We start from the raw sequence: 24,049 nt of genomic DNA on the forward strand, positions 1-24,049 counted from the left end.
ACCTTGAACACACTGTGTACTGCCGGTTACGGCCGGTGTTCTGTTCGGTCCCCTGCGAAAGTGAGTTGCCGAATGAAGATCAATCCTGGCCGGCGCCAGATCGCCCGGTCCACGATCGCGCTGCTGGCCGGCGCCACGGCGATCGGTTTCCTCACCCCGGCCACCGCGGCCGCCGGAGTCGACGGGTACGCGGCCGAGGTCGCCGACGCCGCCATCGCCTCGGTCACCGCGAAGGGCCTCACCGAAGCACAGGCGAAGCAACTGCTGAACACCCAGGAAGCCAGGGCGAACACGCTGACCACCGCCCTCGGCGCGCTCGGCGACCGCCAGGCCGGCGGCTTCTTCGAGACCGACGGCACCCCGGTGGTGAACGTGCTCGACGCGGCCGGCGCCGAGCGGGTCTCCGCGACCGGTGCGGTCGCCAAGGTGGTCAAGTACTCCCTCGCGCAGCTCGAGACCGCGCAGAGCGCGCTCGAGGCGGTGCCCGCCGTGGCGCACACCTCGATCGGCAAGGACGCCAAGACCAACCAGATCGTGGTCACCATCGCCGACGCCGCGCAGGGCACCGACGCGCTGCTGGCCGCGGTGGGCTCCCTCGGCGACCAGGTCCGCGTGCAGCACGTCGCGGGCGAGATGAGCCCGGCCATCCTCAACGGCGAGGCCATCACCGGCGGCGGCTCGCGCTGCTCGGCCGGGTTCAACACCAACAAGGGCGGCCAGAACTACATCGTCGACGCCGGGCACTGCACCGGCGCGGTGGCCAACTGGGACGGCATCGGCCCGTCGGTCGAGGCCAGCTTCCCCGGCAACGACTACGGCCTGATCCAGAACAACAGCGGTGACGCGCCGGGCGCGGTCACCCTGTGGAACGGCTCCACCCAGGCGATCACCTCGGCCGGCAACGCCAGCCAGGGCCAGGAGATCTGCAAGAGCGGCAGCACCACCAACCTGACCTGCGGTTCGGTCACCGGCACCGACGTGACGGTGAACTACCCGCAGGGCGCGGTGAGCGGCCTGATCCAGACCAGCGCCAGCGTGAACTCCGGTGACTCGGGCGGCTGCCTGTTCGCCGGCAGCGTCGGCGTCGGCATCACCTCCGGCATGGGCGGCGGCAGCTCGTTCTTCCAGCCGGTCACCGAGGCCCTCTCGGCCTACGGCGTCTCGCTGAACTGACCTGCTTCAGCCCGCGAAAGCGGGGCGTTCCTGGTCGGAATGCCCCGCTTTCGCTGTGCCCGGTAGCCTGCTCGAGTGCCCTTGGACCCCTCGTTCGCCGGCCGGTCGTACCCGCCGGACAGCGCCTACGCCGTGAGCCGGGCGAAGATCGCCGAATTCGCCGAGTCGATCGGCGACGACAACCCGCTCTACCACGATCCCGAGGCCGCCCGCGCCGCCGGTTATCCGGACGTCATCGCGCCGCCGACCTTTCTCACCGTGGTCAACCTGCGCGCGATCAACGTCATCGTCGGCGACCCGGAGCTGGGGCTGGACTACTCGCGGATGGTGCACGGCGACCAGAACTTCGTGCACAGCCGCCCGGTGCACGCGGGCGACGTGATCGAGCTGACCACGCACATCGACGAGATCATGACCCGCGCGGGCAACGACTTCATCACCCTGCGCGCCGAGATCACCGACACCGAAGGCGCGCACGTGTGCACCACGCGCGCCCAGCTGGTCGTCCGAGGGGAGGGCGCGTGAGCACGTTCACCGTCGGCGAGGAGCTACCGCCGCTGTCCGTCCAGGTAACCCGGGCGCAGCTGGTCCGGTACGCCGGGGCGTCGCTGGACTTCAACCCGATCCACTGGAACGAGCGGTTCGCCAAGGAGGTCGGGCTGCCGGATGTGATCGGCCACGGCATGCTCACCATGGCGCTCGGCGCGCGGGTGGTCACCGACTGGCTCGGCGACCCGGGCAGGCTCGCCGAGTACTTCACCCGGTTCACCCGCCCGGTCGTGGTCCCCGACAACGACGAAGGCGCGCTGGTCGAGTTCACCGCGAAGGTCGCCAAGGTGAACGAGGACGGCACCGCCCGGGTCGACGTCACCGCGAAGTTCGACGGCAAGTCGGTGCTGGGCAAGGCGCAGGCCGTCGTCCGGCCTAGCTGACCACCTTCTGCACGGCCTTCGCCATCGCCTGCTGGCCCTTGGCGTTGGGGTGCAGCCCGATGCCGGGTGAGGTGGCCACCAGGCCTTCCACCCAGCGGGTGTCGGGGTTCGTGCAGACGTCGTGGCCCTTGGTCGGGGCGGCCGTGTCGGCGAAACCGGCGTCGTTGTTCTTGGCGGTCTCGGAGAGCGTGTTGTTGAGGTCGGCGAGCGCGTCGCGGAGGTAGTTCACGTCGGGCGCGCCGACCGGCAGCGCGGGCCAGCAGCCGTCGCCGTCGGGCAGCACGGTCGGATAGCCGACCACCACGAGCTGCGCCTTCGGGGCCTTGCCGCGGATCTTCTTGAGCAGGTCGGCCACCTTCTTGCCGGTGGCGTCGATCTTCGCGGCGAGCTGGTCCTTGCCGCCCGAGGTGAACTTCTCCTTGCAGGGCCCGGCGTTCGGCGAGCCCGCCACGCAGTCGGCGGCGAAGCCGATGAAGCCGACGTCGTTGCCGCCGATGCCGAGGGTGACCAGCGTGGTCGCCTCGTTGACCGCGTTCAGCTGCGGTGGGTTGGTGCCGTTGTTCGTCTTCTGCGAGCCGGTGATGGAGGCGGTCACCGCGCCGCTGCAGCTGACGTCGGCGAACTCGGCGGGATTGATCTCGGCGGCGACCAGGTGCGGGTAGTTGTTGTCCGAGCGGGCGCACCCGGCCGGTTCGCCCGCCTGCTTCCCGGTTTTCGGCGACGAGGTGTAGGAGTCACCGAGTGCCACGTAGCGCCCGGTGCCGCCGCCGATGTCCGAGCCCGGCGGCGCCGGTGCCGCCTCGGAGCCGCCGTTCTGCGTTTTGTAGTAGCCGAAGCCCACGGCGGCCGCGAGCACTACGACGACCAGTAGGCAACCGCCCCCGTTTTTCGCCACATGACCGTTTGTACGCGATCAGGCGCGGGTTGCACTCCCCGTACCGGGTGACGACGCTCCGTTGCGCTGGAGCAGGTCGTTCAGCAGCCCGGCCGCCTCGCGGGGCCGGTCGACGGTGACGTACACGCTGCGCCCGGTCTTCAGGTCGATGCGGAGCGCGTCACCGCCGCGGACCTTGTACGCGGTGTCGCCGGTGAGCGGGTTGACGCGGACCCCGAGCCCGGTCCAGAAACTCACGCGCCCCACCCCGGCCCCCACGATCCGATCGAGCGTCATTTGCCTGCGAAAGCCGATCAGCCGGATGGTCACGCCGTCGGCGTCGACCCGCACCCGCAGCCTCGACATGGCGTACAGCGCCAGCGCGACGAGGATGGTGAGCAGCGGGTACACCACCAGCGGCAGGTCGACGGCGAACATGGTCAGCGGGGTGAACAGCGCGAGCAGCGGCAGGTAGTTGTTGCTCGAACCGCCGGTCCACAAGGCGCGCTCACCGGGACGCAGCCCGACGGTCGGCCCGTCCGTCCTGGGCGCGGGCACCACCGACTTCGGCGCGATGAGCGCCCCCAGCAGGCCGACGACGAGCGGGCCCACGAGCGGCCCGACCAGCACGAGCGTGAAGTTCTCCGCCTGCTGCCAGTCGGTCAGGTCGAGGTTGGCGGCGAGCACGGTCAGCGCCACGATGGCCGGGAAGGCCGCCATCCCGGCGGCGAGGCCCGCGCCGATCCGGTGGGGTCGCCGGTTGAGGACGAGACTGCCCGCGACCAGCAGGATCGCGGTGGCGGCGACCATGATCGAGACGAAGACGCCCGCGTCGGCGGTGCCGTCCGGGCCGCCGTTCTGCCAGTGCGCGGTGATCGGGTCGGGCAGGCGGCCGCGCCAGCTCTCGTACAGCAGCCCGGTGGTGATCGCGAGCGCGGCGGGCAGGCCACCGGTGGCGAGGGAGATGCGGAGTCGGTTCACGAGTAGCGCTCCTTGATCGTCCGGGTGAGCTCGTCGGCGTCGAGGCCGAGCCGCTTGGCCTCGGTGACGAGGTCGCCCACCAGTTCCGTCAGCCGCGCGCGTTCGCGTGCGCCGGCGATGACCACTGCGCCGCGCCTGCGCCGCAGGTCGATGAGGCCCTCGTCGCGGAGCAGCGCGTACGCGCGGAGGACGGTGTGGATGTTGATGTCGAGCGAGGCCGCCAGCTCCCGCGCGGGCGGCAGTTGCTCGCCGAGGGCCAGGTCGCCCTCGGCGAGCGCACGCCGTACCGCCGCTGCGACCTGCTCGAACAGGGGCAGCGGGGAGGCCGGGTCGATGCGTACCAGCATAGTTCTAACTGTACTAGAACTATGCGCTTTGTTCTAGCGAAGATAGAACTATTCGCACAGGGTTGTCCACATGCGGGGGTGACCTGTGGACAACTCGACTTGAGTGACGGGGGTGTGGCGTAGCGTGAACAGTGACTCGAAAAGGACCTTGGTCAGCCGGGGCCAGCCAGCTCGCCCCGTGAGAGGAGGTGATGAGCCGCGAGCGGCGGGAGGCCACGGCAGGCGAGGTCCACGTCTACGGAGCCTATGGAGAAAGGAGAGTGATCAGCCTCGGGCCACCAGGGCGAACAGGTCATCCGCGCGTTCCGTCGCCTCGGCGACGGAGGCGGTGATGAAGTGCAGGTCGACGAAGGCCTCCTCGATGCCGGCTTCGCGAGCGGCGGCGAGTTGGGCGGCGACGTCTGGTAGTTCCGCGCCCGGGCGCGGGTTCAGGCGCAGGATCCGCCGCAGCTTGCCGGGATCGCGTCCGGCGCGGTCGGCGGCCGTGCGGATCACGTCCCACTGCTGGGCCATGACCTCCAGCGGTCGTCCGGCGGGCAGCCAGCCGTCCGCCTTGCGGCCGACGCGCTCCAGCGCGGCTTCGGTGTGCGCGCCGAGCAGGAGCGGGGGGTGCGGGCGCTGCACCGGGCGCAGGTCCACCTGTGACGGCGGGATCTGCCACAGCGGTCCCTCGTGCGTCACGGGGTCGCCCGTCCACATGGCCACCAGCGCGTCCATCAGCTCTTCGAGCCGCCTGCCCCGTGCTGCCCACGGCACGCCGGCCGCCGCGTACTCCGAGCGCATCCACCCGATGCCGAGCCCGACGTCCAGCCGTCCCTGGCTGACGAGGTCGAGCGAGGTGAGGGTGCGCGCCAGCAGCAGCGGCGAGTGCAACGTGCCGATCAGCGTGCTGCTGCCGAGCCGGATCTGCTCGGTGGCGGTCGCCGCCACGGTCAGCGCGACCAGCGGGTCGAGGTACTTGGTGAACTGCGGCGGGTACGGCCGTTCCGGTGTGCCGCCCGGGTAGAGGTCGCTGGGCTCCAGCGGCGTCAGCACCCGGTCGCCCACCCAGATCGACTCGTAACCGACCTTCTCCGCGTGCGCGGCGAAGGTCCCGATGCCCGTCGCATCGGCGAGCGCGCCGTAGTGCGGAAGGCCGACGCCGAGTCGCATCAGCGCGCCTCTCCGAGGAGTCGCGCGACGCGGCCGATGCCTTCGACCAGGTCGTCCTTGGCCAGTGCGTAGGAGAACCGGAAATAACCGGGCGTGCCGAACGCTTCGCCTGGTACAGCGGCAACTTCGGCCTCGCGCAGGAGGATCTCCGCCAGCTGCACGGTATCGGTGGCGCGCTCGCCGCGGATTTCCTTGCCCAGCAAGGACTTCACCGAGGGGTACGCGTAGAAGGCGCCCTCCGGCGTCGGGCAGTCGACGCCGGGGATCTCGGACAGCATCGCGACGATCGTCCGGCGCCGTTCGTCGAACGACTCGCGCATCCGTGCCACCGCGTCGAGCGGACCGGCGACGGCGGCCAGTGCTGCCCGCTGCGCCACGTTCGACACGTTGCCGCACAGGTGCGACTGGTAGCTCGAGGCCGCCTTGATCACGTCCGCCGGGCCGATGATCCAGCCGACCCGCCAGCCGGTCATCGAGTAGGTCTTCGCCACGCCGTTCAGCACGAGCGTCCGGTCGGCCAGCTCCGGCACCACCACCGGCAGCGACTCCGCCTTCGCGCCGTCGTAGACCAGGTGCTCGTAAATCTCGTCGGTGATCACCCAGATGCCGTGTTCGAGCGCCCAGCGCCCGATCGCCTCGACCGCCTCGCGCGGGTAGACCGCGCCGGTCGGGTTCGACGGCGAGTTGAACAGCAGCACCTTCGTCCGCGGGGTCCGCGCGGCCTCCAGCTGCTCCACGCTGACCAGGTAACCGGTCGACTCGTCCGCGGTGACCTGCACCGGCACGCCACCGGCCAGGGTGATCGACTCGGGGTAGGTGGTCCAGTACGGCGCGGGCAGCAGCACCTCGTCGCCCGGGTCGAGCAGCGTGGCGAAGGCCGAGTAGACCGCCTGCTTGCCGCCGTTGGTCACCAGCGTCTGCGACGGCTCGACCGCCAGGCCCGAGTCGCGCAGGGTCTTCGCGGCGATCGCCTCGCGCAGTTCGGGCAGGCCCGCGGCGGCGGTGTAGCCGTGGTTCGCCCGATCGCGCACCGCCGCGGCGGCCGCCTCGACCACGTAGTCCGGCGTGGGGAAGTCGGGCTGACCGGCGCCGAAGCCGATCACCGGGCGGCCTTCGGCCTTGAGGGCCTTGGCCTTGGCGTCCACGGCGAGCGTGGCGGACGGGTTGATGCCGGCGATCCTGGCCGAGATGCGGTCGCGGGTGGTCATGGGGGCAGTTTTCCACGGCGGGTGTGCTTCGCCACAAGGTGGCCAAGGCCGTCGAGAGGGGTAGCTTGCACGCGCCGGTGGGCCTTGCCGTAGACTTCCGAACTTGGAACGCCCGACACTCGTCCCCGCAGGGATGCGGGGAGGGTCGAATGCGTCCAAGAGCGGCGGTTGCGCTCAAAGGGGTGTAGCTCAATTGGCAGAGCAGCGGTCTCCAAAACCGCAGGTTGCAGGTTCAAGTCCTGTCACCCCTGCGTATCAGTCGGTGAAGCGGAGGAGTGGTTCGTGAGCGAGGACGGCGAGAAGGACCAGGAGAAGGAGCCGAAGCGCCCCTCTCGTCCGGTCACCGCCGCGGCTCGGCGTGAGCGTCGCGCCTCCGCCCGGCCAGCCGGCAAGGCAGGCGCGGCCAAGTCGGAAGAGGACGGGGACAAGACCCGGCCGGCGGGCAAGGCGTCCGACGCCAAGGCCAAGCCGACGCCGAAGCGTGATCGCAAGGACAAGCAGGCCTCGCCGATCAAGCGGCTGGTCCGCTTCATCCGCGAGGTGTGGGCCGAGCTGCGGAAGGTCATCTGGCCGACCCGCAAGCAGATGGTCACCTACACCGCGGTGGTGCTGGTCTTCCTGGCGTTCATGGTGGCCCTGGTCTTCGGCCTGGACCTCGTGTTCCACGAGGCCATCGGTGTCGTATTCGGCAACTGAGCGCGCCGGGGGACGCCGCTGAGGACGGCGGTGCCACGGCTACGCCCCGAGTACGACACGTGATCAACTGAGAGGACGGAACGTGACCTCCGACAACGGCACAGGCAGCGGTCAGGAGCTGACCGACCTTTCCGACGCGCAGGTGTTCGAGGCCGTCGACAACGACGACGAGCACACCGAGCCGGTTGAGGCGAACAGCTCCGACGAGCCGGCCGACGACGCGGCGGCCACGGAACCGGAATCCGATTCGGAACCGGCCGAGGAGCCCGAGGCCGACGAGGACGAGGACCCGGTCGCCAAGCTGCGCGCCGAGCTCAAGGTCGCGCCCGGCGACTGGTACGTCGTGCATTCGTACGCCGGTTACGAGAACAAGGTCAAGACGAACCTCGAGACCCGTACCCAGACGCTGGACGTCGAGGAGTTCATCTTCCAGATCGAGGTGCCCACCGAAGAGGTCACCGAGATCAAGAACGGCCAGCGCAAGCAGGTGCAGCGCAAGGTGCTGCCCGGCTACATCCTGGTCCGGATGGAGCTCAACGACGCGTCGTGGAGCGCCGTGCGCAACACCCCCGGGGTCACCGGTTTCGTCGGCGCCACCTCGCGCCCGTCGCCGCTGACCATCGACGAGGTGCTGAAGTTCCTCGCGCCGCAGGTCGAGAAGGCCGCCCCGGCCAAGAGCAAGGGCGAGACCGCGACGGCGGAGGCTCCGCTCGGCGGGGGTACCGTCGAGGTGGACTTCGAGGTCGGCGAGTCGGTCACCGTGATGGACGGCCCGTTCGCCACCCTGCCCGCCACGATCAGCGAAGTGAACGCCGACGGGCAGAAGCTGAAGGTCCTGGTGTCGATCTTCGGCCGGGAGACCCCGGTCGAGCTGTCGTTCAACCAGGTCTCCAAGATCTGACGGCTCGGCACAGAGCCGGCAGTCCCCGCGTACTGGCAGGTGTGCGGGGGACTTGATAGTGAGAAGGACACGAAGCAATGCCACCCAAGAAGAAGAAGCTTGCAGCGATCATCAAGCTGCAGATCTCGGCGGGGGCCGCGAACCCGGCTCCGCCGGTCGGCCCGGCGCTGGGTCAGCACGGCGTCAACATCATGGAGTTCTGCAAGGCCTACAACGCCGCGACCGAGTCGCAGCGCGGCAACGTGGTGCCGGTCGAGATCTCCGTGTACGAGGACCGCTCGTTCGACTTCAAGCTCAAGACCCCGCCGGCGGCGAAGCTGCTGCTCAAGGCCGCGGGCGTGGAGAAGGGCTCCGGTGAGCCGCACAAGACCAAGGTCGCCAAGGTGACCTGGGACCAGGTGCGCGAGATCGCCGAGACCAAGAAGAGCGACCTCAACGCCAACGACATCGACCAGGCGGCGAAGATCATCGCCGGCACCGCCCGTTCCATGGGCATCACGGTCGAGGGCTGACCTCACCGCACGACCGTGGGAGGGCCAGCGCTGGCCCACACCACACCTGATCCGCATCTTTTGAGCTAGAAGGACAGAGCATGACCAAGCGCAGCAAGGCCTATCGCCAGGCCTCCGAGCTGATCGACCGCGAGCGGCTGTACGCCCCGCTCGAGGCCGCGAAGCTCGCCAAGGAGACCTCCAAGACCAAGATGGACGCCACCGTCGAGGTCGCCATGCGCCTCGGGGTGGACCCCCGCAAGGCCGACCAGATGGTCCGCGGCACCGTGAACCTGCCGCACGGCACCGGTAAGACCGCCCGCGTCATCGTCTTCGCCACCGGCGACAAGGCCGCCGAGGCCGAAGCCGCCGGCGCGGACGCGGTTGGCACCGACGAACTGATCGAGCGCATCCAGGGTGGCTGGCTCGACTTCGACGCCGCGATCGCGACGCCGGACCAGATGGCGAAGGTCGGGCGCATCGCCCGGATCCTCGGCCCGCGTGGCCTGATGCCGAACCCGAAGACCGGCACGGTGACCCCCGCGGTCGCCAAGGCGGTCTCGGACATCAAGGGCGGAAAGATCAACTTCCGCGTGGACAAGCAGGCCAACCTGCACCTGGTGATCGGCAAGGCCTCGTTCGACACCGACAAGCTGGTGGAGAACTACGCCGCCGCGCTGGACGAGATCCTGCGCGCCAAGCCGTCGTCGGCGAAGGGCCGTTACCTGAAGAAGGTCACCTTCACCACGACCATGGGCCCCGGCATCCCGGTGGACCCGGCTCGCACCCGCAACCTCCTCGCCGAGGACGCGAACGCCTGAGCCACCTGAACACAAAGGGCGGTCCCGCACCCCGCGGGACCGCCCTTTTTCATGCCCGCCCCCTCCCCAACTTCCGCACGCCACCGCACCCCCCACCTGCCGACCCGGCTTCCGCAGGCAAACGCAGGCCCACCCACCGATGCGGCTTCTGCGGGCAAAGGCAGGTTCGCCCGCCTGACCTGCTTCTGCGGGCTAAAGCAGGTCGGCGGGCGGGAGCGGCTTTCGCGGGCTAAAGCGTGGCCAGCTTGGCCTCGAGCTGGTCCGCGAGCTTGTTCATGATCTTCGCGTAACTGGCGTAGCTCAGCGGCGCGACGGCATCCCATTCGACGAAGCGGTCGTTCGCGGCGGCGGGCATCGCGGCGAACACCGGGTTGGCCTTGAGCTGCGCGGGCGGGATCGACGCCGGGCGCGTGTCCCACATCAGCAGGTCGCCCTGGTACTTGTCCGCCCGTTCCCACGACAGCGTCTCGAAGTAGCCGCCGCCGGTGGCGTCCGGGTTGTCCGGCGTCTTGATCGGCAGGCCGAGGCCCTCCGTGTAGTACGCGAGGTCGGGGTTGCGGGCGGGGACCACCACGAAGTACTGGTCCGGCAACCCGCCGATCGCCACGATGCTGCGGTTCTCCGCCTTCATCCGCGCGCCGATGTCCTTGACCCGCTGGGCGGCTGCCTGGAAGGCCTGCTCATCCGCCTTGACCTGCGCCGATTCGACGTCGGCGCCGAGGCTGCGGGCGAGGTCCTTATAGCGCGAGATCGTCTTGGGCAGGTCGGCGCCGGACTGCACGATGCCCGCGGTCGGGGTGAGTTCGAGCGCGCGCTTCTCCTGGTCCTCCTCGAGGTGCCAGAGGCCGGGGAACTCGGCGTACTTGCCGCTGACCAGCAGTTCCGGCTTCAGCGACGCGAGGCGTTCGAGGTTGAGCGTGCCGTAGGCCTGGCCGGTGACGTCGGTGACCTCGGCCGGGACCAGGCTCCCCGCCTCCGGTTCGACCGTGCCGTCGGGGCGGACCAGCGGACCGAAGGTGCCGGTCACCTTCACCCCGAAGTCTTTCAGGGCCGCCGCCGACGAAACCTGGGCGACGATCCGCTGGGGCGTCCCGGCCGCGGTCACCGTGGTCCCGCGGTCGTCGGTGAAGGACCAGCCTCCCGGCGCGGCGGCCTGATCGCCGCCCCCACCACACGCCGTCAACCCCACCAGAGCGACGGCGACCGTCGCCACCAGCGTCTTTCTACGCACTTGGAACAACCTCCGTTGAGTTAGGTGAAGCTACCCTAAACGCGAAGGCTGTCTGATGTGGACAGGGTGTGACGAGCGTCAGTTGGACGGCGGGGCGCTCGGCTTGGGCGGACACGGGTTGGGCTCCTTCTCGTGTCCGATGATCAGCCACTGGCTGTGCTGGACTTCCTTCACGGTGAAGGCGCCGAGCGAGGGGCCACCCTTCACCGTGTAGTCGCAGGAGCTGATCCGCATGGTGCTCTGGATGGGCACGTTGGACCGCTTCTGGATGGACTCTGCGTAGTCGTTGTCGTGCTCGACCTGAATGTTCAAGGCCCCGGCGGCGGCTTTGCAGTCCGGGTAACCCATGTTGACCGCGAACTCCTGCCGAGCCTTTTCGTCGAAGAGATTGCAGGCGTCGGTCGGGTCGTTCTGCGCTATCGCGTCGTAGACACCGCGTACCGACTCGAAAGGTGTCGGCGCGAGCAGGGGGCGTTCCTGATAGTTGCCGCCACCGGTCTCCGCTGCTGGCCGGTCATCTTCATCGCCGGTGCCGAAGAAATGGTTGTAGGCGAGCTTGCCCGCGATCAGCAGCACGATGAGCAGGAGGAAGGCGCTCAGCAACTTGGCGCCGAAGCGCTTCAGCCACCGCGGCACCGCGACCTTGGGCGGTGGTGGCGGCTGGGGTGGCTGCGCGGGAAGCCACTGCTGGCTCGGCTGGGGCAACTGCTGATGACTGGGCTGAGGCAGTGACTGCTGACTCGGCTGGGGTAGCGGCTGGTGGCTGGGCTGGGGCAGCGGTGGCTGGGTCGACTCGAGGGGTGACTGCGGGGCCAGGCCGGACGACGGCTGCTGGGTCAGCTCGCTGCCCGGTTGCTGGGCTTGCTGGGCCTTCTGTGCCTCAGAGAACTTGAGGAACTCCTGGAATTGCTGAAACTGCTGGAACTGGCGCAACTGCTCCGGATCGGCCGGCGGCTGGGGGGCCGGCTCCGCCCGGCGGGCAGGTTCGACCTCGGCCCCGGGGTGCTCTTCTCCACGCTGGTCCGCCACGTGACCCATGATGCCGGTCCACCCGCGCCCCGTCTGCCCGCCACCCTGCTTTAGCGGGCAAAAGCCGGGTGACGCCGCGGGGACCTGCTTCTGCGGGCAAAAGCAGGTCCCGGCGGTCAACCGGCTTCTGCGGGGAGAAGCGGGTCCACTCGCCTGACCGGCTTCTGCCTGTGAAAGGCAGGTCTGCCCGCCCGACCGGCTTCTGCGGGGTAAAGCAGGTTCACCCGCTCAACCTGCGTCTGCCCTCAGAAGCAGGTCTCCGGCGGTCGCCTGCTTCTGCCCGCAGAAGCAGGTCTCCGGGGGTCGCCCGTTTGCCCGCGGAAGGTGGTTTTGGCTGTTCGGGTGGGGTGGGTGTGGGGGGCTCGCAGGCGGGTCGTATAGTTGTCGGCGGTTCTACCGAAGACCGCTGGTCTTCTCCGGGCGTCAAGCCCGGGGAACGAAGGTCCCCCACGGAGTGGCGGGCGGCCCGCGCAGGAGGAACGAGGCTTGGCCGCCCCTACGCGACCTGTGACGCCCCGCGCCTGTCTGCGCTGGGGCGTTTTTCCATTCCGGGGTTCCTCCACCCGAGCGGTCAACTAGCCAAGAGAGGAGGCGACCATGGCGAAGCCCGACAAGGTGACGGCCGTCGCCGAGATCGCGGACAGGTTCCGTACGAGCTCGGCCACCGTTGTCACCGAGTACACCGGCCTCTCCGTCGCCCAGCTGTCGCAGCTGCGTGTCGCTCTCGGCTCCAGTGCCAAGTACCGCGTCGCGAAGAACACCCTCGTCCAGCGCGCTGCGCAGGAAGCCGGTGTCCAGGGTCTGGATGACCTCTTCGTCGGCCCGACCGCGATCGCCTTCGTCGAAGGTGAAGCGGTCGACGCCGCGAAGGCGCTCCGTGACTTCGCGAAGGACAACAGCGCCCTTGTCATCAAGGGCGGCTACATGGACGGCAAGCCCCTCAGCGTCTCCGAGATCAACCGCCTGGCGGACCTCGAGAGCCGCGAGGTGCTGCTGGCCAAGGCCGCCGGCGCGTTCAAGGCCAAGTTGTCCCAGGCCGCCGCGCTCTTCCAGGCGCCGGCTTCCCAGGTCGCCCGGCTCGCCGCCGCGCTCGAAGAGAAGCGCAAGGGCGAAGAGGGCGGCGCGGGCGAAGCACCTGCCGAAAGCTGAAATCAACCCCTGAACTCTAGAGTTCACATCCAGAGAGGAACGCCATCATGGCGAAGCTGAGCACCGAAGAACTGCTCGACGCCTTCAAGGAGCTGACGCTGCTTGAGCTGTCCGAGTTCGTGAAGCAGTTCGAGGAGACCTTCGACGTCACCGCGGCCGCCCCGGCCGCCGTGGTCGCCGCCGCCCCGGGTGCCGCCGCGCCGGCCGCCGCCGAGGAGCAGGACGAGTTCGACGTCGTGCTCGAGTCCGCCGGTGACAAGAAGATCCAGGTCATCAAGGTGGTCCGCGAGGTCGTCTCCGGCCTGGGCCTGAAGGAGGCCAAGGAGCTGGTCGAGGGCGCGCCCAAGGCCATCCTGGAGAAGGTCGACAAGGAGGCCGCCGAGGCCGCCAAGGAGAAGCTCGAGGGCGCGGGCGCGAAGATCTCGCTCAAGTGATCCTGGGCTGACCCAGTACTGCCGGAAGGGGCGGGCACCGCGAGGTGCCCGCCCCTTCCGCTATTTGCTGCGCGATTCCCCCTGATGGGCTACGGTGCTGCCACCGCGCCCGACCCCGCCCGCCGGGGAAAACTCGTGAGTAACCTGTGTCCGGCCTGCTCGTTGCTACACCAGGGTGGGTTGCAAGAGCCGACAATGAAGACTGCTCCTGGAGGTGCGATGGGTGCCGAGGTGGTCGTCGAGGGTCTGACGAAGTCCTTCGGAAGGCAGGCCATCTGGCGGGACGTGTCACTGACCCTGCCGCCAGGCGAGGTCTCCGTCCTGCTCGGCCCGTCGGGTACCGGCAAATCGGTGTTCCTGAAGTCGATGATCGGGCTGCTCAAGCCGGAACGCGGCAGCTGCACGATCAACGGCGTCGACATCGTCCGGTGCTCGGAGTCGAAGCTGTACGAGACCCGCAAGCTGTTCGGCGTGCTGTTCCAGGACGGCGCGCTCTTCGGCTCGATGAACCTCTACGACAACGTCGCTTTCCCGCTTCGCGAGCACACCAAGAAGTCGGAAACCGAGATCAAGCGGATCGTGCTGGAAAAGCTCGAGATGACCGGTTTGGCCGGTGCGGAGAAAAAGCTCCCCGGCGAGATTTCCGGCGGTATGCGCAAACGCGCCGGGCTGGCCCGCGCACTGGTGCTGGACCCGGAGATCATCCTGGTCGACGAGCCGGACTCCGGCCTCGACCCGGTGCGCACCACCTACATCAGCCAGTTGTTCATCGACGTGAACACGCAGATCGACGCCACCTTCCTGATCGTCACGCACAACATCAACCTGGCGCGCACGGTGCCGGACAACATCGGCATGCTCTTCCGCAAGGAACTGGTCATGTTCGGCCCGCGCGAGGTGCTGCTGACCAGTGAGGAACCGGTGGTCAAGCAGTTCCTGAACGGCCGGATGGACGGCCCGATCGGGATGAGCGAGGAAAAGGACTCCGCCACCATCGCCGCCGAGAAGGCGATGTTCGACGCCGGGCACCACGCCGGTGGCGTCGAGGACGTGCGCGGCGTGCCGCCCCAGATGCAGCCCACCCCCGGCCTGCCGGAGCGCATGGGCGCCCGCCGCCGCCAGGACCGCGTGATGCGCAACCTCCACACGCTGCCCGCGGCCGCGCAGGAGAAGGTCATCGAGTCGCTCTCCCCGGAGGAGCAGCAGCACTACGGCGTGCACCCCCACCGGCTGGTCGGCGCCAGACCGCAGCAACCCCCGCAGTACCAGGGGCAGCCGCCCAACCAGCACCGCGGTCAGCTGCCCGCGGACCAGGTGGCCAGCATGCCGCAGAGCGGCTGGTCCGAACCCCGATCGCGTGATCCCAGGCAGGGCGGTACATGAGTTCGGCCACTTCCGCCAAGATCCCCGGGATCGGGATGCTCCGCGAGACCGGGAAGCTCTTCGCGCTCGGCCTCGACGTCATCCGCGGGATCTTCCAGCGCCCGTTCCAGGTACGCGAGTTCATCCAGCAGTCGTGGTTCATCGCCAGCGTCACGATCCTGCCGACGGCGCTGGTCGCCATCCCGTTCGGCGCGCTGGTCGCGCTGCAGCTCGGCTCGCTGATCACCCAGCTCGGCGCGCAGTCGTTCATCGGCGCGGCCAGCGTGCTGGCGATCATCCAGCAGGCCGCGCCGATCGTCACCGCGCTGCTGGTGGCCGGCGCCGGTGGTTCGGCGATCTGCGCGGACATCGGCGCTCGCACCATCCGCGAGGAGATCGACGCGATGGAGGTGCTGGGCGTCTCCGCGGTGCAGCGGCTGATCGTGCCGCGCGTGCTCGCCTCGATGCTGGTCGCGGTCCTGCTCAACGGCGTGGTCAGCGTGATCGGCGTGCTCGGCGGGTACTTCTTCAACGTGGTGCTGCAGGGCGGTACCCCGGGTGCTTACCTGGCCAGCTTCTCCGCCCTTGCCCAGCTGCCCGACCTGTGGATCAGCGAGCTGAAGGCGCTGATCTTCGGCTTCATCGCCGGCGTGGTGGCCGCCTACCGCGGGCTGAACCCGCCGCCGGGGCCGAAGGGCGTCGGCGACGCGGTGAACCAGGCCGTGGTGATCACCTTCCTGCTGCTGTTCTTCGTCAACTTCATCCTCACCCTGCTCTACCTGCAGGTCGTTCCGGCGAAGGGGAGCTGACATGGCCTTTCGCCACACCATCGGCCAGGGCGCGCGCCGCGCGGTGAACGCCCCGCTCGGCCTGCTCGACCAGCTCGGGGACCAGCTGTCGTTCTACCTTCGCGCGCTGGCGTGGATCCCGCAGTCGCTGCGCAAGTACATGAAGGAGACGATGCGGCTGCTCGCCGAGGTGAGCTTCGGCTCCGGCGCGCTGGCCGTGATCGGCGGCACGGTCGGCGTGATGGTCGGCCTGACCGTGTTCACCGGTGTGGTGGTCGGCCTCCAGGGCTTCGCCGCGCTGGACCAGATCGGCACCGCGGCCTTCGCCGGGTTCGCCTCGGCCTACATCAACACCCGCGAGATCGCGCCGCTGGTCGCCGGGCTCGCGCTCTCGGCCACCGTCGGCGCCGGTTTCACCGCGCAGCTCGGCGCGATGCGCATCTCCGAGGAGATCGACGCGCTGGAAGTGATGGGCGTGCCGAGCCTGCCCTACCTGGTGACCACCCGGATCATCGCCGGCTTCATCGCGGTCATCCCGCTGTACATCATCGGCCTGCTGATGTCGTACCTCGGCTCGCGAATAGTCACGGTGTACTTCTACGGCCAGTCGGCGGGCACCTACGACCACTACTTCAACCTGTTCCTACCACCCGAAGACGTGTTCATCTCGTTCGTCAAGGTGCTCATCTTCGCGGTGATCATCATCCTGTCGCACTGCTACTACGGCTACCGCGCCAGCGGCGGCCCGGCCGGCGTCGGCGTGGCGGTCGGCCGCGCGGTGCGGACCACGATCGTCACCGTGGCGATCGTGAACTTCTTCATCGGGTTCGCCATCTGGGGGACCACGACCACGGTGAGGATCGCGGGATGAGCACGATTCGCAAGCGGCTGCTGGGGCTCGCCTTCATCGTGGTGATGATCGGCGGGGTCACCCTCAGCATCGCCATGTACAACAAGGCGTTCAGCTCCTTCGTGCACGTCAAGCTGCAGGCCGACAAGGTGGGCAACCAGCTGGCCAAGCAGTCCGACGTCAAGGTGCGCGGGCTGATCGTCGGGGTGGTCTCCGACATCGCCCCCACGGCGAACGGGTCCGAGCTGACCCTGGAGCTGCTGCCGGAGTCGGCGCAGCTGATCCCGGCCGACGTCTCCGCGAGGTTCCTGCCGAAGACCCTGTTCGGCGAGCGGTTCGTCTCGCTGGAGATCCCGGAGAACCCGACCGCCACCAAGATCGCCGACGGGGACGTGATCCCGCAGGACCGCAGTTCCAGCGCGGTCGAGCTGTCGCAGGCCTTCGAGCACCTGCTGCCGGTGCTGCAGGCGGTCCAGCCGCAGAAGCTGTCGACCACGCTCACCGCGATCTCCAGCGCGCTGCAGGGCCGCGGTGAACCGCTCGGCGAGACGCTGAGCGAACTCGGCCAGTACGTCGGCGACCTGAACCCGCACCTGCCCGACCTCCAGCGCAACCTCCAGGAACTGGCGAAGTTCTCCGACAACTTCGCCGACAGCGCCCCGGAACTGGTGCAGGCGCTGGACAACCTGACCACCACCACCGGCACGATCGCCGAGCAGAAGCCGAACCTCGAGGCGCTGTACGCGAACGTGACCAACGCGTCGGTGGACCTCGGTTCGTTCCTCGCGGCGAACAAGTCGAACCTGATCGCGCTCGGCGAGACCGCCCGTCCGACCGCGGAGCTACTGGCCAAGTACGCGCCCGAGTACCCGTGCGTGATCGGGCAGATGGCCGACACCGTGCCGAAGGTGGACAAGGCGCTGGGCAAGGGCACCAGCCAGCCGGGCCTGCACGCCACCATCGAGATCACGGTGAACCGCGGGCCGTACAAGCCGGGCCAGGACGAGCCGGAGTTCAACGACAAGCGCGGTCCGCGGTGCTACGACATGAAGCAGTTCCCGATCCCGTTCCCGCAGCACCCGCCGGACGGCCCGATCGACGACGGCAGCGTGCACCCGCCGCCGGCCCGGTCGCAGAACGACGGGCTGCTGCCGCCGAGCAACGCGGCGAACGCGGTCGGCGTCGGCGGTGGCGCGTCCGGCGGTGACCTGGCGTACAGCCCGGCGGAGCAGCGCTTCCTGAACGAGCTGGTGGGCATGCAGACCGGCGTGGACGCCGCGCAGGTGCCGGATTGGAGCGGATTGCTGGTGGGACCGCTGTACCGCGGGGCGGAGGTGACCTTCAAGTGAAGGTGACCGGATCACTGGTCAAACTGATCGTCTTCATCGTGATCACCGTGCTGTTCACCGCCGTGCTCGGCATCAGCATCGCCAACCTGAACCTGACCAGCACGGCGAAGTACACCGCGCGGTTCACCGACGCCACGCTGCTGCTGCCCAACGACGACGTGCGCATCGCCGGGGTCCGCGTCGGCCAGGTGTCCGACGTGCGGATCGTGGACCGGCGCCAGGCCGAGGTCGAGTTCGAGGTGGACGCCGGGCGCAGGCTGCCCGCCGGGGTGACCGCGACGATCAAGTTCCGGAACCTGGTCGGCCAGCGCTACATCTCGCTCGCCCAGGGCACCGGCACCCCCGGCGACCTGCTGCCCGAGGGCGGCAACATCCCGCTGGAGCGCACCAAGCCGGCCCTGGACCTGACCGAGCTGTTCAACGGGTTCAAGCCGTTGTTCCGCGCGCTGAACCCGGAGGACGTGAACAAGCTGTCCTACCAGGTCATCCAGGTTCTGCAGGGAGAAGGCGGCACGGTGGAGAGCCTGCTCGCCCACACCGCGTCGCTGACCAGCACGATCGCCGAGAAGGACCAGGTGATCGGCGAGGTGATCACCAATCTCAACGGCGTGCTGGACACGATCAACCAGCGCACCCCGCAGCTGTCCGACCTGATCGCCACGCTGCAGCGGCTGGTCTCCGGCCTGGCCGAGGACCGCAAGCCGATCGGGGACGCGATCGACTCGCTCGGCGGGCTCGCCGAGACCACCTCCGGGCTGCTCAGCGAGGCCCGTGAGCCGTTGAAGAACGACATCGCCGCGCTGGGCACGCTGACCGAGAACCTGAACGAGAACGAGCCGGTGGTGGAGCACTTCATCCAGTTCCTGCCGTACAAGGTGTCCACGCTGAGCCGGACCGCCGACTACGGTTCGTGGTTCAACTTCTTCGCCTGCGAGGTCACCGGCAGCGTGGCGCTGCCGCCGTTGATCAGCCAGCCGATCAACGTGCCGATCGCGCCGGTCAACCGGGAGCGGTGTGGCGCATGAAGAGCTTCCAGCAACGCAACCCCATTCCCATCGCGCTCGCCGGGATCGCGGTGATCGTGCTCGGCGTGCTCGCCGCGCTGAACTCCGAGGACCTGCCGGTGATCGGCGGCGGCACCAGCTACACCGCCGAGTTCGGCGAGGCGGCCGGGCTGGTGCCCGACGACGAGGTCCGGATCGCCGGGGTCAAGGTCGGCGCGGTGTCCGACATCGAGCTGGCCGGGGACAAGGTCCGCGTCTCGTTCAAGGTCAAGGACGCCTGGCTGGGTGACAAGACCAGCGCGGCGATCAAGCTGAAGACCCTGCTCGGGCAGAAGTACCTGGCGCTCGACCCGATCGGCGACGAGGTGCTCGACCCCGGCGTGGCCATCCCGCGCGAGCGGACCGCCTCGCCGTACGACGTGCTGGAGGCCTTCCGCGGGCTGTCCAGCACGGTCGACGAGATCGACACCACCCAGCTGGCGAAGAGCTTCGACGTGCTCTCGGAGACCTTCTCCGACACCCCGGACGACGTGAAGGGCGCGCTGTCGGGGCTGTCCGAGCTGTCCGACACCATCGCCAAGCGCGACGACCAGCTGGCCCAGCTGCTGTCCAACACCAAGCAGGTCAGCCAGACCCTGGTCGACCGCGACGCCGAAGTGACCAAGCTGATCCAGGACGGCAACAAGCTGCTTGACGAAGTGGGCAAGCGCAAGGAGGCGATCAGCAAGCTGCTGGAGGGCACCAAGACGCTGTCCACCGAGCTGCGCGGCCTGATCGACGACAACGACGCGCAGCTGGACCCGGTGCTCACCCAGCTCGACCAGCTCACCTCGATGCTGCAGCGCAACCAGGACTCGCTGGCCGCCGGCCTGCGCGAGTTCGCCCCGTTCATCCGGGTCTTCAACAACACCATCGGCAACGGGCGCTGGTTCGACAACTACATCTGCGGCCTGCTGCTGCCGTCCGTCGGCCCGATCAACGAAGACGGGTGCAACGCGAAATGACCGATACCCGCTTCGGAATGAACGTGGCCCGCTGGCTGAGCGTGGCCTGCGTGCTGGCGCTGCTGGTGGCCGGTGGCCTGTGGTGGACGCTGAAGGACCCGGGCCGCAAGCACCTGACCGCCTGGTTCCCCACCGCGGTCGGCCTGTACGAGGGCAACAGCGTGCGCATGCTCGGCGTGCAGATGGGCACCGTGGAGAAGGTCGAGCCGCTGGGCGACCGGGTCCGGGTGACCATGGAGTACGACCGCGCGGTCGCCGTGCCCGCCGACGCGCAGGCGGTGATCGTGTCGCCGTCGCTGGTCAGCGACCGGTACGTGCAGCTGACCCCGGCGCACACCGGCGGGCCGGTGATCGAGGAGGGCGCGACCATCCCGATCGAGCGCACCGCGGTGCCGCTCGAGGTGGACGACCTCTACGCCAGCCTCAGCCGGGTCAGCCAGTCGCTGGGCCCGAACGGGGTGAACAAGGACGGCTCGCTGAACACCCTGCTGACCACGCTCGCCGACAACTTCGACGGCAACGGCCAGGCGCTGCACGACACCATCACCCGCCTCGGCCAGGCCTCCGGCACGCTGGCCGGCAACAAGGACGACCTGTTCGCCACCGTCCGCAACCTGGGCGACTTCTCCACCACGCTGGCCAACAGCGACGGCCAGATCCGCGAGTTCGAGCGCCAGCTCGCCGACGTCACCGGCTTCCTCGCCGACGAGCGCGGCAACCTGGCCGAGACGGTCCAGCAGCTGGGCCCGACGCTGGAGCAGGTGCAGGGCTTCGTGGAGAAGAACCGCGACAAGCTCAAGTCCAATGTGGACAAGCTGGCCAGCATCACCAGGACGCTGGTGGACCAGCGCGGCGCGCTGGCCGAGATCCTGGACGTGGCGCCGGTGGCGCTGGGCAACCTGGTCAACACCTACAACGCCTCCTCCGGCACGCTCGACGCGCGCGCGAACCTGAACGAGCTGACCCAGCCGCCGGTGCTGATGGTGTGCAACCTGCTCAAGCAGACCCCGGACCAGCTCGACGTGGTCGGGGACCTGTGCAAGGGCCTGCAGCCGGTGCTCGACGGCGCGCTGCCGCTGCCCTCGGTGGCGCAGGTGGTGGCCGCGGCCAAGAAGGGCGAGGCACCGCCGTTGCCGTTGCCGCTGGTCGACGTGATGTCGGGAGGGGCCCAGTGAAGCTGAAGCGGACGGCCTTCGCCGCGCTCGGTGCGGTCACCGCGGTGACCCTGTCCGGCTGCGGGTTCACCGGCATCTACGACATCCCGCTGCCCGGCGGCGCCGACCTCGGCGACCACCCGTACACGGTGAAGGTGCAGTTCCGGGACGTGCTCGACCTGATCCCGCAGGCCGGGGTGAAGCTCAACGAGGTGCCGGTCGGCCGGGTGGAGAGCATCGGGCTGGCACCGGACGGCTGGACCGCCGAGGTCAGCGTGCTGGTCAACGGCAACGTGGAACTGCCGTCGAACGCGCTGGCGAACCTGCGGCAGTCGAGTCTGCTCGGCGAGAAGTACGTCGAGCTGAGCCCGCCCGCCGAGGCGAAGGCGCAGGAACGGCTGGCCGACGGCATGCTCATCCCGGTCGAGCGGACCAACCGCAACGTCGAGGTGGAGGAGGTGCTCGGCGCGCTGTCCATGCTGCTCAACGGCGGTGGCGTGGAGCAGCTCAACACCATCACCAAGGAGCTGAACGCGGCCACCGAGGGCCGCGCGCCGGACCTGAAGAACCTGCTCAACAACGCCAACGACCTGGTCACCAGCCTGGACGAGCAGTCGTCCAACATCACCAGGGCGCTCGACGGGCTGAACCGGCTTTCGTCCACTTTGAACGGTCAGCGCGACCAGATCGCCGGCGCGCTGGACAACCTCGGGCCGGGGCTGAAGGCGCTGGAGGACCAGCGCGGGCAGCTGGTCACCATGCTGCAGGCGCTCAACGACCTGTCCGGCGTCGCCACCGACACGGTGAACAAGAGCCAGGAGGACCTGGTCGCCAACCTCAAGGCGCTGCAGCCGACGCTGCAGAAGCTCGGTGAGGCGGGCAACGACCTGCCGAAGGCGCTGGAGCTGCTGCTGACCTTCCCGTTCAGCGACGCGGCCGTCGACGGCGTGAAGGGCGACTACTTCAACCTGTACGCCAAGATCGACCTGAACCTCAACGAGGTGCTGGCGAACCTGGGCCGCAGCAGGCAGAACCCGCTGCAGGACATCCTGCCCGAGGGCCTCGGCCTGACCGGCGGGCAGAACGGGGTCGACCCGAACGCGCCCCCGCTGCTGCCGCTGCCGACCTCCACCCCGCTCGGCACCGGCGCGCCCGCCGCGCCGACCGGCGGGCAGGCCCCGGCCCCGCAGCAGACCGGCGTCGGCGGCATCTTCGACGTGCTCTCGGGAGGTGCCGGCTGATGTTGGTGCGCAAGACGAAGCTGCAGCTGGTGGCCTTCTTCGTGATCGCCGTGCTGTCCATCGTGTACGCGTTGTTCCGGTTCACCGACGTGGGCCGGGTGTTCGGCCAGGGCGGCTACACCGTGCACCTGGAGCTCAGCTCCAGCGGCGGCATCTTCACCAACGCCGAGGTCACCTACCGCGGTTACAACGTGGGCCGGGTCGGCGAGCTGTCGCTGACCGAGCGCGGGTTGCAGGCGGAGCTGAACATCGAACCGGACATGCCGCAGATCCCGTCGGACCTGCAGGCGATGGTGGTCAACCGGTCCGCGGTCGGGGAGCAGTTCGTCGACCTCCGGCCGAAGAACGAGAACGGGCCGTTCCTGGCGCAGGACTCGGTGATCCCGGCCGAGCGCGCGGTCACCCCGGTGCCCACCGACCAGGTGCTCGGCGATCTGGACAGCCTGGCCTCCTCGGTGCCCACCGACGCGCTGCGCACCGTGGTCGACGAGTCGTACGACGCCTTCCAGGGCACCGGGGACGACCTCCAGGTGCTGATGGACACCGCCCGCGACTTCACCAGGGCCGCGCAGGACAACCTGCCGGAGACGGTCAACCTGCTGGAGCAGGGCGGCAAGGTGCTGGAGACGCAGAACGACCTGGCCGGGTCGTTCGCCTCGTTCAGCGGGGACCTGAACAAGCTGTCGGAGACGCTGAAGAACTCCGACGGCGACCTCCGGAAGGTGATCGGGGTGACCCCGCAGGTGGCGACCCAGATCAGCGAGGTGGTGCAGGAGACCGGGCCGGGGCTCGGCGCCGTGGTGGCGAACCTGCTCACCACGTCGAACCTGCTGGTCACCCGGCTGGACGGGCTGGAGCAGGGGCTGGTCACCTACCCGCTGCTGTCGGTGGGCGCGCAGACGGTGGCGCCGAACGACGGCACCGCGCACCTCGGGCTGGCGCTGAACCTGTTCGACCCGCCGTCGTGCACCAAGGGCTACCGGGACGTGGACGAGTTCCGCACCGGGAACCGGCCCGAGGACCTCACCCCGCGCCCGGCGAAGGGCGATGCGTACTGTGCGGAACCCAAGGGCAGCCCGATCAACGTCCGCGGTTCGCAGAACGCGCCGTACAACGGGGTGCCGGTGGTGCCGTCCGACGAGGAGCTGAAGGCCAACGCCAACCGCTCGCAGGAGGAGCTGGCCGCGCTGCGCGGGGTGCCCGGGATCGCCGGCAGCCCGGGGCTGAGCCTGACCAGCCTGCCCTCGCTGTTCGGCCTGCCCGGCTGAGCAACCGCATTTCGTCTGGAGAGTTATGGATTCGGAGCAGGACGCGGTGACGACCGACGAGGTCGTGGACAAGACCCCCGGGCCGCGGGACCGTTCGCGGCCGCTGCTGCTGGGCGCGGCGGCGCTGGCCACCGCGGCCTTCCTGGCCGCCGCGATCTTCGGCGCCCAGTGGGTCTTCGCGGCCACCGGGGACGACGCCGAGCTGGCCCAGGCGCGGGACGAGGTGCTGGTCGCCGGGACGGCCGCGGTGAAGGCGTTCACCGAGTTCGACTACAACAACCTCGACCAGTACTTCCAGAAGCAGCAGGAGCTGTCCACCGGCACGATCCAGGAGCAGGCCCGCCAGTCCGAGGGCAAGTTCCGCGAGGCGATCAGCCAGGCGAAGACCGTGGTGGTGTCCACCGTGCAGGACATCGCGGTGGAGGAGCTGAACGAGCACGAGGGCAAGGCGACCTGCCTGGTGGCGCTGTCCACGGAGGTGACCCAGGGCGACCAGAAGGGCGTCAAGTCGCTGCGCGTGGAGATCGAGATGACCAGGGTCGGTGACGAGTGGAAGCTGTCGAGCATCGGCAACGTTCCCGTCGTCGGCGCTGGACAGCAGTGAGGAGCT

The 24,049-nt window shown here is 69.1% G+C and carries 26 protein-coding genes and 1 tRNA gene; 20 read left to right on the top strand and 7 right to left on the bottom strand.

All coding sequences use genetic code 11. The annotated features are described in order from the left end of the window. Window positions 1-72 precede the first annotated feature (72 nt). The 3 genes from JYK18_RS15295 to JYK18_RS15305 all read left to right on the top strand — a co-directional run bounded on the left by JYK18_RS15295 (window position 73) and on the right by JYK18_RS15305 (window position 2,105). Window positions 73-1,173: a S1 family peptidase gene (locus JYK18_RS15295; protein WP_206802709.1), complete on the top strand. Its 1,101-nt coding sequence runs from the start codon at window positions 73-75 to the stop codon at window positions 1,171-1,173. A 75-nt stretch (window positions 1,174-1,248) separates the two neighbouring features. Beyond that, window positions 1,249-1,698 carry a MaoC family dehydratase N-terminal domain-containing protein gene (locus JYK18_RS15300; RefSeq protein ID WP_206802710.1) on the top strand — a complete coding sequence of 150 codons (450 nt, stop codon included), beginning with the start codon at window positions 1,249-1,251 and terminating at the stop codon, window positions 1,696-1,698. Next, window positions 1,695-2,105, top strand: coding sequence for a MaoC family dehydratase (locus tag JYK18_RS15305; RefSeq protein ID WP_206802711.1), 411 nt, complete (start codon window positions 1,695-1,697; stop codon window positions 2,103-2,105). Before JYK18_RS15300 ends, JYK18_RS15305 begins: the two co-directional genes overlap by 4 nt. Here JYK18_RS15305 and JYK18_RS15310 read toward each other — a convergent pair. From JYK18_RS15310 to JYK18_RS15330, 5 genes are all read right to left on the bottom strand, one after another. After that, complete coding sequence (locus JYK18_RS15310; protein ID WP_206802712.1) at window positions 2,098-3,000, bottom strand: SGNH/GDSL hydrolase family protein; 903 nt, start codon at window positions 2,998-3,000, stop codon at window positions 2,098-2,100. The genes JYK18_RS15305 and JYK18_RS15310 overlap by 8 nt on opposite strands. A gap of 18 nt (window positions 3,001-3,018) precedes the next feature. Next, a complete protein-coding gene (locus JYK18_RS15315; protein WP_206802713.1) occupies window positions 3,019-3,960 on the bottom strand; it encodes a hypothetical protein in 942 nt (313 codons plus the stop codon). Continuing rightward, window positions 3,957-4,307 carry a GntR family transcriptional regulator gene (locus JYK18_RS15320; protein WP_206802714.1) on the bottom strand — a complete coding sequence of 117 codons (351 nt, stop codon included), beginning with the start codon at window positions 4,305-4,307 and terminating at the stop codon, window positions 3,957-3,959. Before JYK18_RS15320 ends, JYK18_RS15315 begins: the two co-directional genes overlap by 4 nt. Before the next feature lie 264 nt (window positions 4,308-4,571). Continuing rightward, window positions 4,572-5,459, bottom strand: coding sequence for a TIGR03619 family F420-dependent LLM class oxidoreductase (locus tag JYK18_RS15325; protein ID WP_206802715.1), 888 nt, complete (start codon window positions 5,457-5,459; stop codon window positions 4,572-4,574). Continuing rightward, on the bottom strand, window positions 5,459-6,667 hold the full coding sequence (locus JYK18_RS15330) for a pyridoxal phosphate-dependent aminotransferase (protein WP_206802716.1): 1,209 nt from the start codon (window positions 6,665-6,667) through the stop codon (window positions 5,459-5,461). The genes JYK18_RS15325 and JYK18_RS15330 overlap by 1 nt, the downstream gene beginning before the upstream one ends. Before the next feature lie 178 nt (window positions 6,668-6,845). Between JYK18_RS15330 and JYK18_RS15335 the strand changes: the two genes are divergently transcribed. From JYK18_RS15335 to rplA, 5 genes are all read left to right on the top strand, one after another. Further along, a tRNA-Trp gene (locus JYK18_RS15335) sits at window positions 6,846-6,918 on the top strand. 31 nt (window positions 6,919-6,949) lie between these two features. Continuing rightward, a complete protein-coding gene (gene secE, locus JYK18_RS15340; RefSeq protein ID WP_206802717.1) occupies window positions 6,950-7,363 on the top strand; it encodes a preprotein translocase subunit SecE in 414 nt (137 codons plus the stop codon). Between the two features lie 82 nt (window positions 7,364-7,445). Further along, a complete protein-coding gene (gene nusG, locus JYK18_RS15345; protein ID WP_206802718.1) occupies window positions 7,446-8,264 on the top strand; it encodes a transcription termination/antitermination protein NusG in 819 nt (272 codons plus the stop codon). 77 nt (window positions 8,265-8,341) lie between these two features. Continuing rightward, complete coding sequence (gene rplK, locus JYK18_RS15350; protein WP_113695832.1) at window positions 8,342-8,776, top strand: 50S ribosomal protein L11; 435 nt, start codon at window positions 8,342-8,344, stop codon at window positions 8,774-8,776. 80 nt (window positions 8,777-8,856) lie between these two features. Then, complete coding sequence (rplA, locus tag JYK18_RS15355; RefSeq protein ID WP_153036045.1) at window positions 8,857-9,576, top strand: 50S ribosomal protein L1; 720 nt, start codon at window positions 8,857-8,859, stop codon at window positions 9,574-9,576. 229 nt (window positions 9,577-9,805) lie between these two features. Here the strand turns inward: rplA and JYK18_RS15360 are convergent, their stop codons facing one another. Both JYK18_RS15360 and JYK18_RS15365 read right to left on the bottom strand, forming a co-directional pair. Then, entirely contained in the window at window positions 9,806-10,807 is a 1,002-nt protein-coding gene (locus tag JYK18_RS15360) for an ABC transporter substrate-binding protein (RefSeq protein ID WP_206802719.1), read from the bottom strand. A 78-nt stretch (window positions 10,808-10,885) separates the two neighbouring features. Then, entirely contained in the window at window positions 10,886-11,845 is a 960-nt protein-coding gene (locus JYK18_RS15365) for a hypothetical protein (protein ID WP_206802720.1), read from the bottom strand. Between the two features lie 588 nt (window positions 11,846-12,433). Here JYK18_RS15365 and rplJ point away from each other — a divergent pair. From rplJ to JYK18_RS15425, 12 genes are all read left to right on the top strand, one after another. Continuing rightward, window positions 12,434-12,985 (top strand): 50S ribosomal protein L10, encoded by a 552-nt coding sequence (gene rplJ, locus JYK18_RS15370; RefSeq protein ID WP_206802721.1) that lies wholly within the window; start codon window positions 12,434-12,436, stop codon window positions 12,983-12,985. A 47-nt stretch (window positions 12,986-13,032) separates the two neighbouring features. Further along, window positions 13,033-13,419, top strand: a complete 387-nt coding sequence (gene rplL, locus JYK18_RS15375) for a 50S ribosomal protein L7/L12 (RefSeq protein WP_153036041.1) — start codon at window positions 13,033-13,035, stop codon at window positions 13,417-13,419. A 219-nt stretch (window positions 13,420-13,638) separates the two neighbouring features. Further along, entirely contained in the window at window positions 13,639-14,802 is a 1,164-nt protein-coding gene (locus JYK18_RS15380; protein WP_206802722.1) for an ABC transporter ATP-binding protein, read from the top strand. After that, the gene (locus JYK18_RS15385) at window positions 14,799-15,590 is read left to right on the top strand and encodes an ABC transporter permease (protein WP_113695839.1); all 792 of its coding nucleotides are present in this window, start codon (window positions 14,799-14,801) and stop codon (window positions 15,588-15,590) included. The genes JYK18_RS15380 and JYK18_RS15385 overlap by 4 nt, the downstream gene beginning before the upstream one ends. Before the next feature lies 1 nt (window position 15,591). Continuing rightward, complete coding sequence (locus JYK18_RS15390) at window positions 15,592-16,440, top strand: ABC transporter permease (protein WP_242579132.1); 849 nt, start codon at window positions 15,592-15,594, stop codon at window positions 16,438-16,440. Beyond that, window positions 16,437-17,768: an MCE family protein gene (locus JYK18_RS15395; RefSeq protein ID WP_206802723.1), complete on the top strand. Its 1,332-nt coding sequence runs from the start codon at window positions 16,437-16,439 to the stop codon at window positions 17,766-17,768. Before JYK18_RS15390 ends, JYK18_RS15395 begins: the two co-directional genes overlap by 4 nt. After that, entirely contained in the window at window positions 17,765-18,793 is a 1,029-nt protein-coding gene (locus JYK18_RS15400) for an MCE family protein (RefSeq protein ID WP_374195019.1), read from the top strand. The genes JYK18_RS15395 and JYK18_RS15400 overlap by 4 nt, the downstream gene beginning before the upstream one ends. After that, entirely contained in the window at window positions 18,790-19,776 is a 987-nt protein-coding gene (locus JYK18_RS15405) for an MCE family protein (protein WP_206802724.1), read from the top strand. Before JYK18_RS15400 ends, JYK18_RS15405 begins: the two co-directional genes overlap by 4 nt. Then, on the top strand, window positions 19,773-20,951 hold the full coding sequence (locus tag JYK18_RS15410) for an MCE family protein (protein WP_206802725.1): 1,179 nt from the start codon (window positions 19,773-19,775) through the stop codon (window positions 20,949-20,951). The genes JYK18_RS15405 and JYK18_RS15410 overlap by 4 nt, the downstream gene beginning before the upstream one ends. A 2-nt stretch (window positions 20,952-20,953) precedes the next feature. After that, on the top strand, window positions 20,954-22,171 hold the full coding sequence (locus JYK18_RS15415) for an MCE family protein (RefSeq protein WP_206804249.1): 1,218 nt from the start codon (window positions 20,954-20,956) through the stop codon (window positions 22,169-22,171). After that, the gene (locus tag JYK18_RS15420) at window positions 22,171-23,439 is read left to right on the top strand and encodes an MCE family protein (RefSeq protein WP_206802726.1); all 1,269 of its coding nucleotides are present in this window, start codon (window positions 22,171-22,173) and stop codon (window positions 23,437-23,439) included. Before JYK18_RS15415 ends, JYK18_RS15420 begins: the two co-directional genes overlap by 1 nt. Window positions 23,440-23,464: 25 nt before the next feature. Continuing rightward, entirely contained in the window at window positions 23,465-24,043 is a 579-nt protein-coding gene (locus JYK18_RS15425) for a hypothetical protein (protein ID WP_242579134.1), read from the top strand. Window positions 24,044-24,049: the final 6 nt, after the last annotated feature.

The sequence above is a fragment of the Amycolatopsis sp. 195334CR genome, assembly GCF_017309385.1.
Taxonomy (GTDB): domain Bacteria; phylum Actinomycetota; class Actinomycetes; order Mycobacteriales; family Pseudonocardiaceae; genus Amycolatopsis.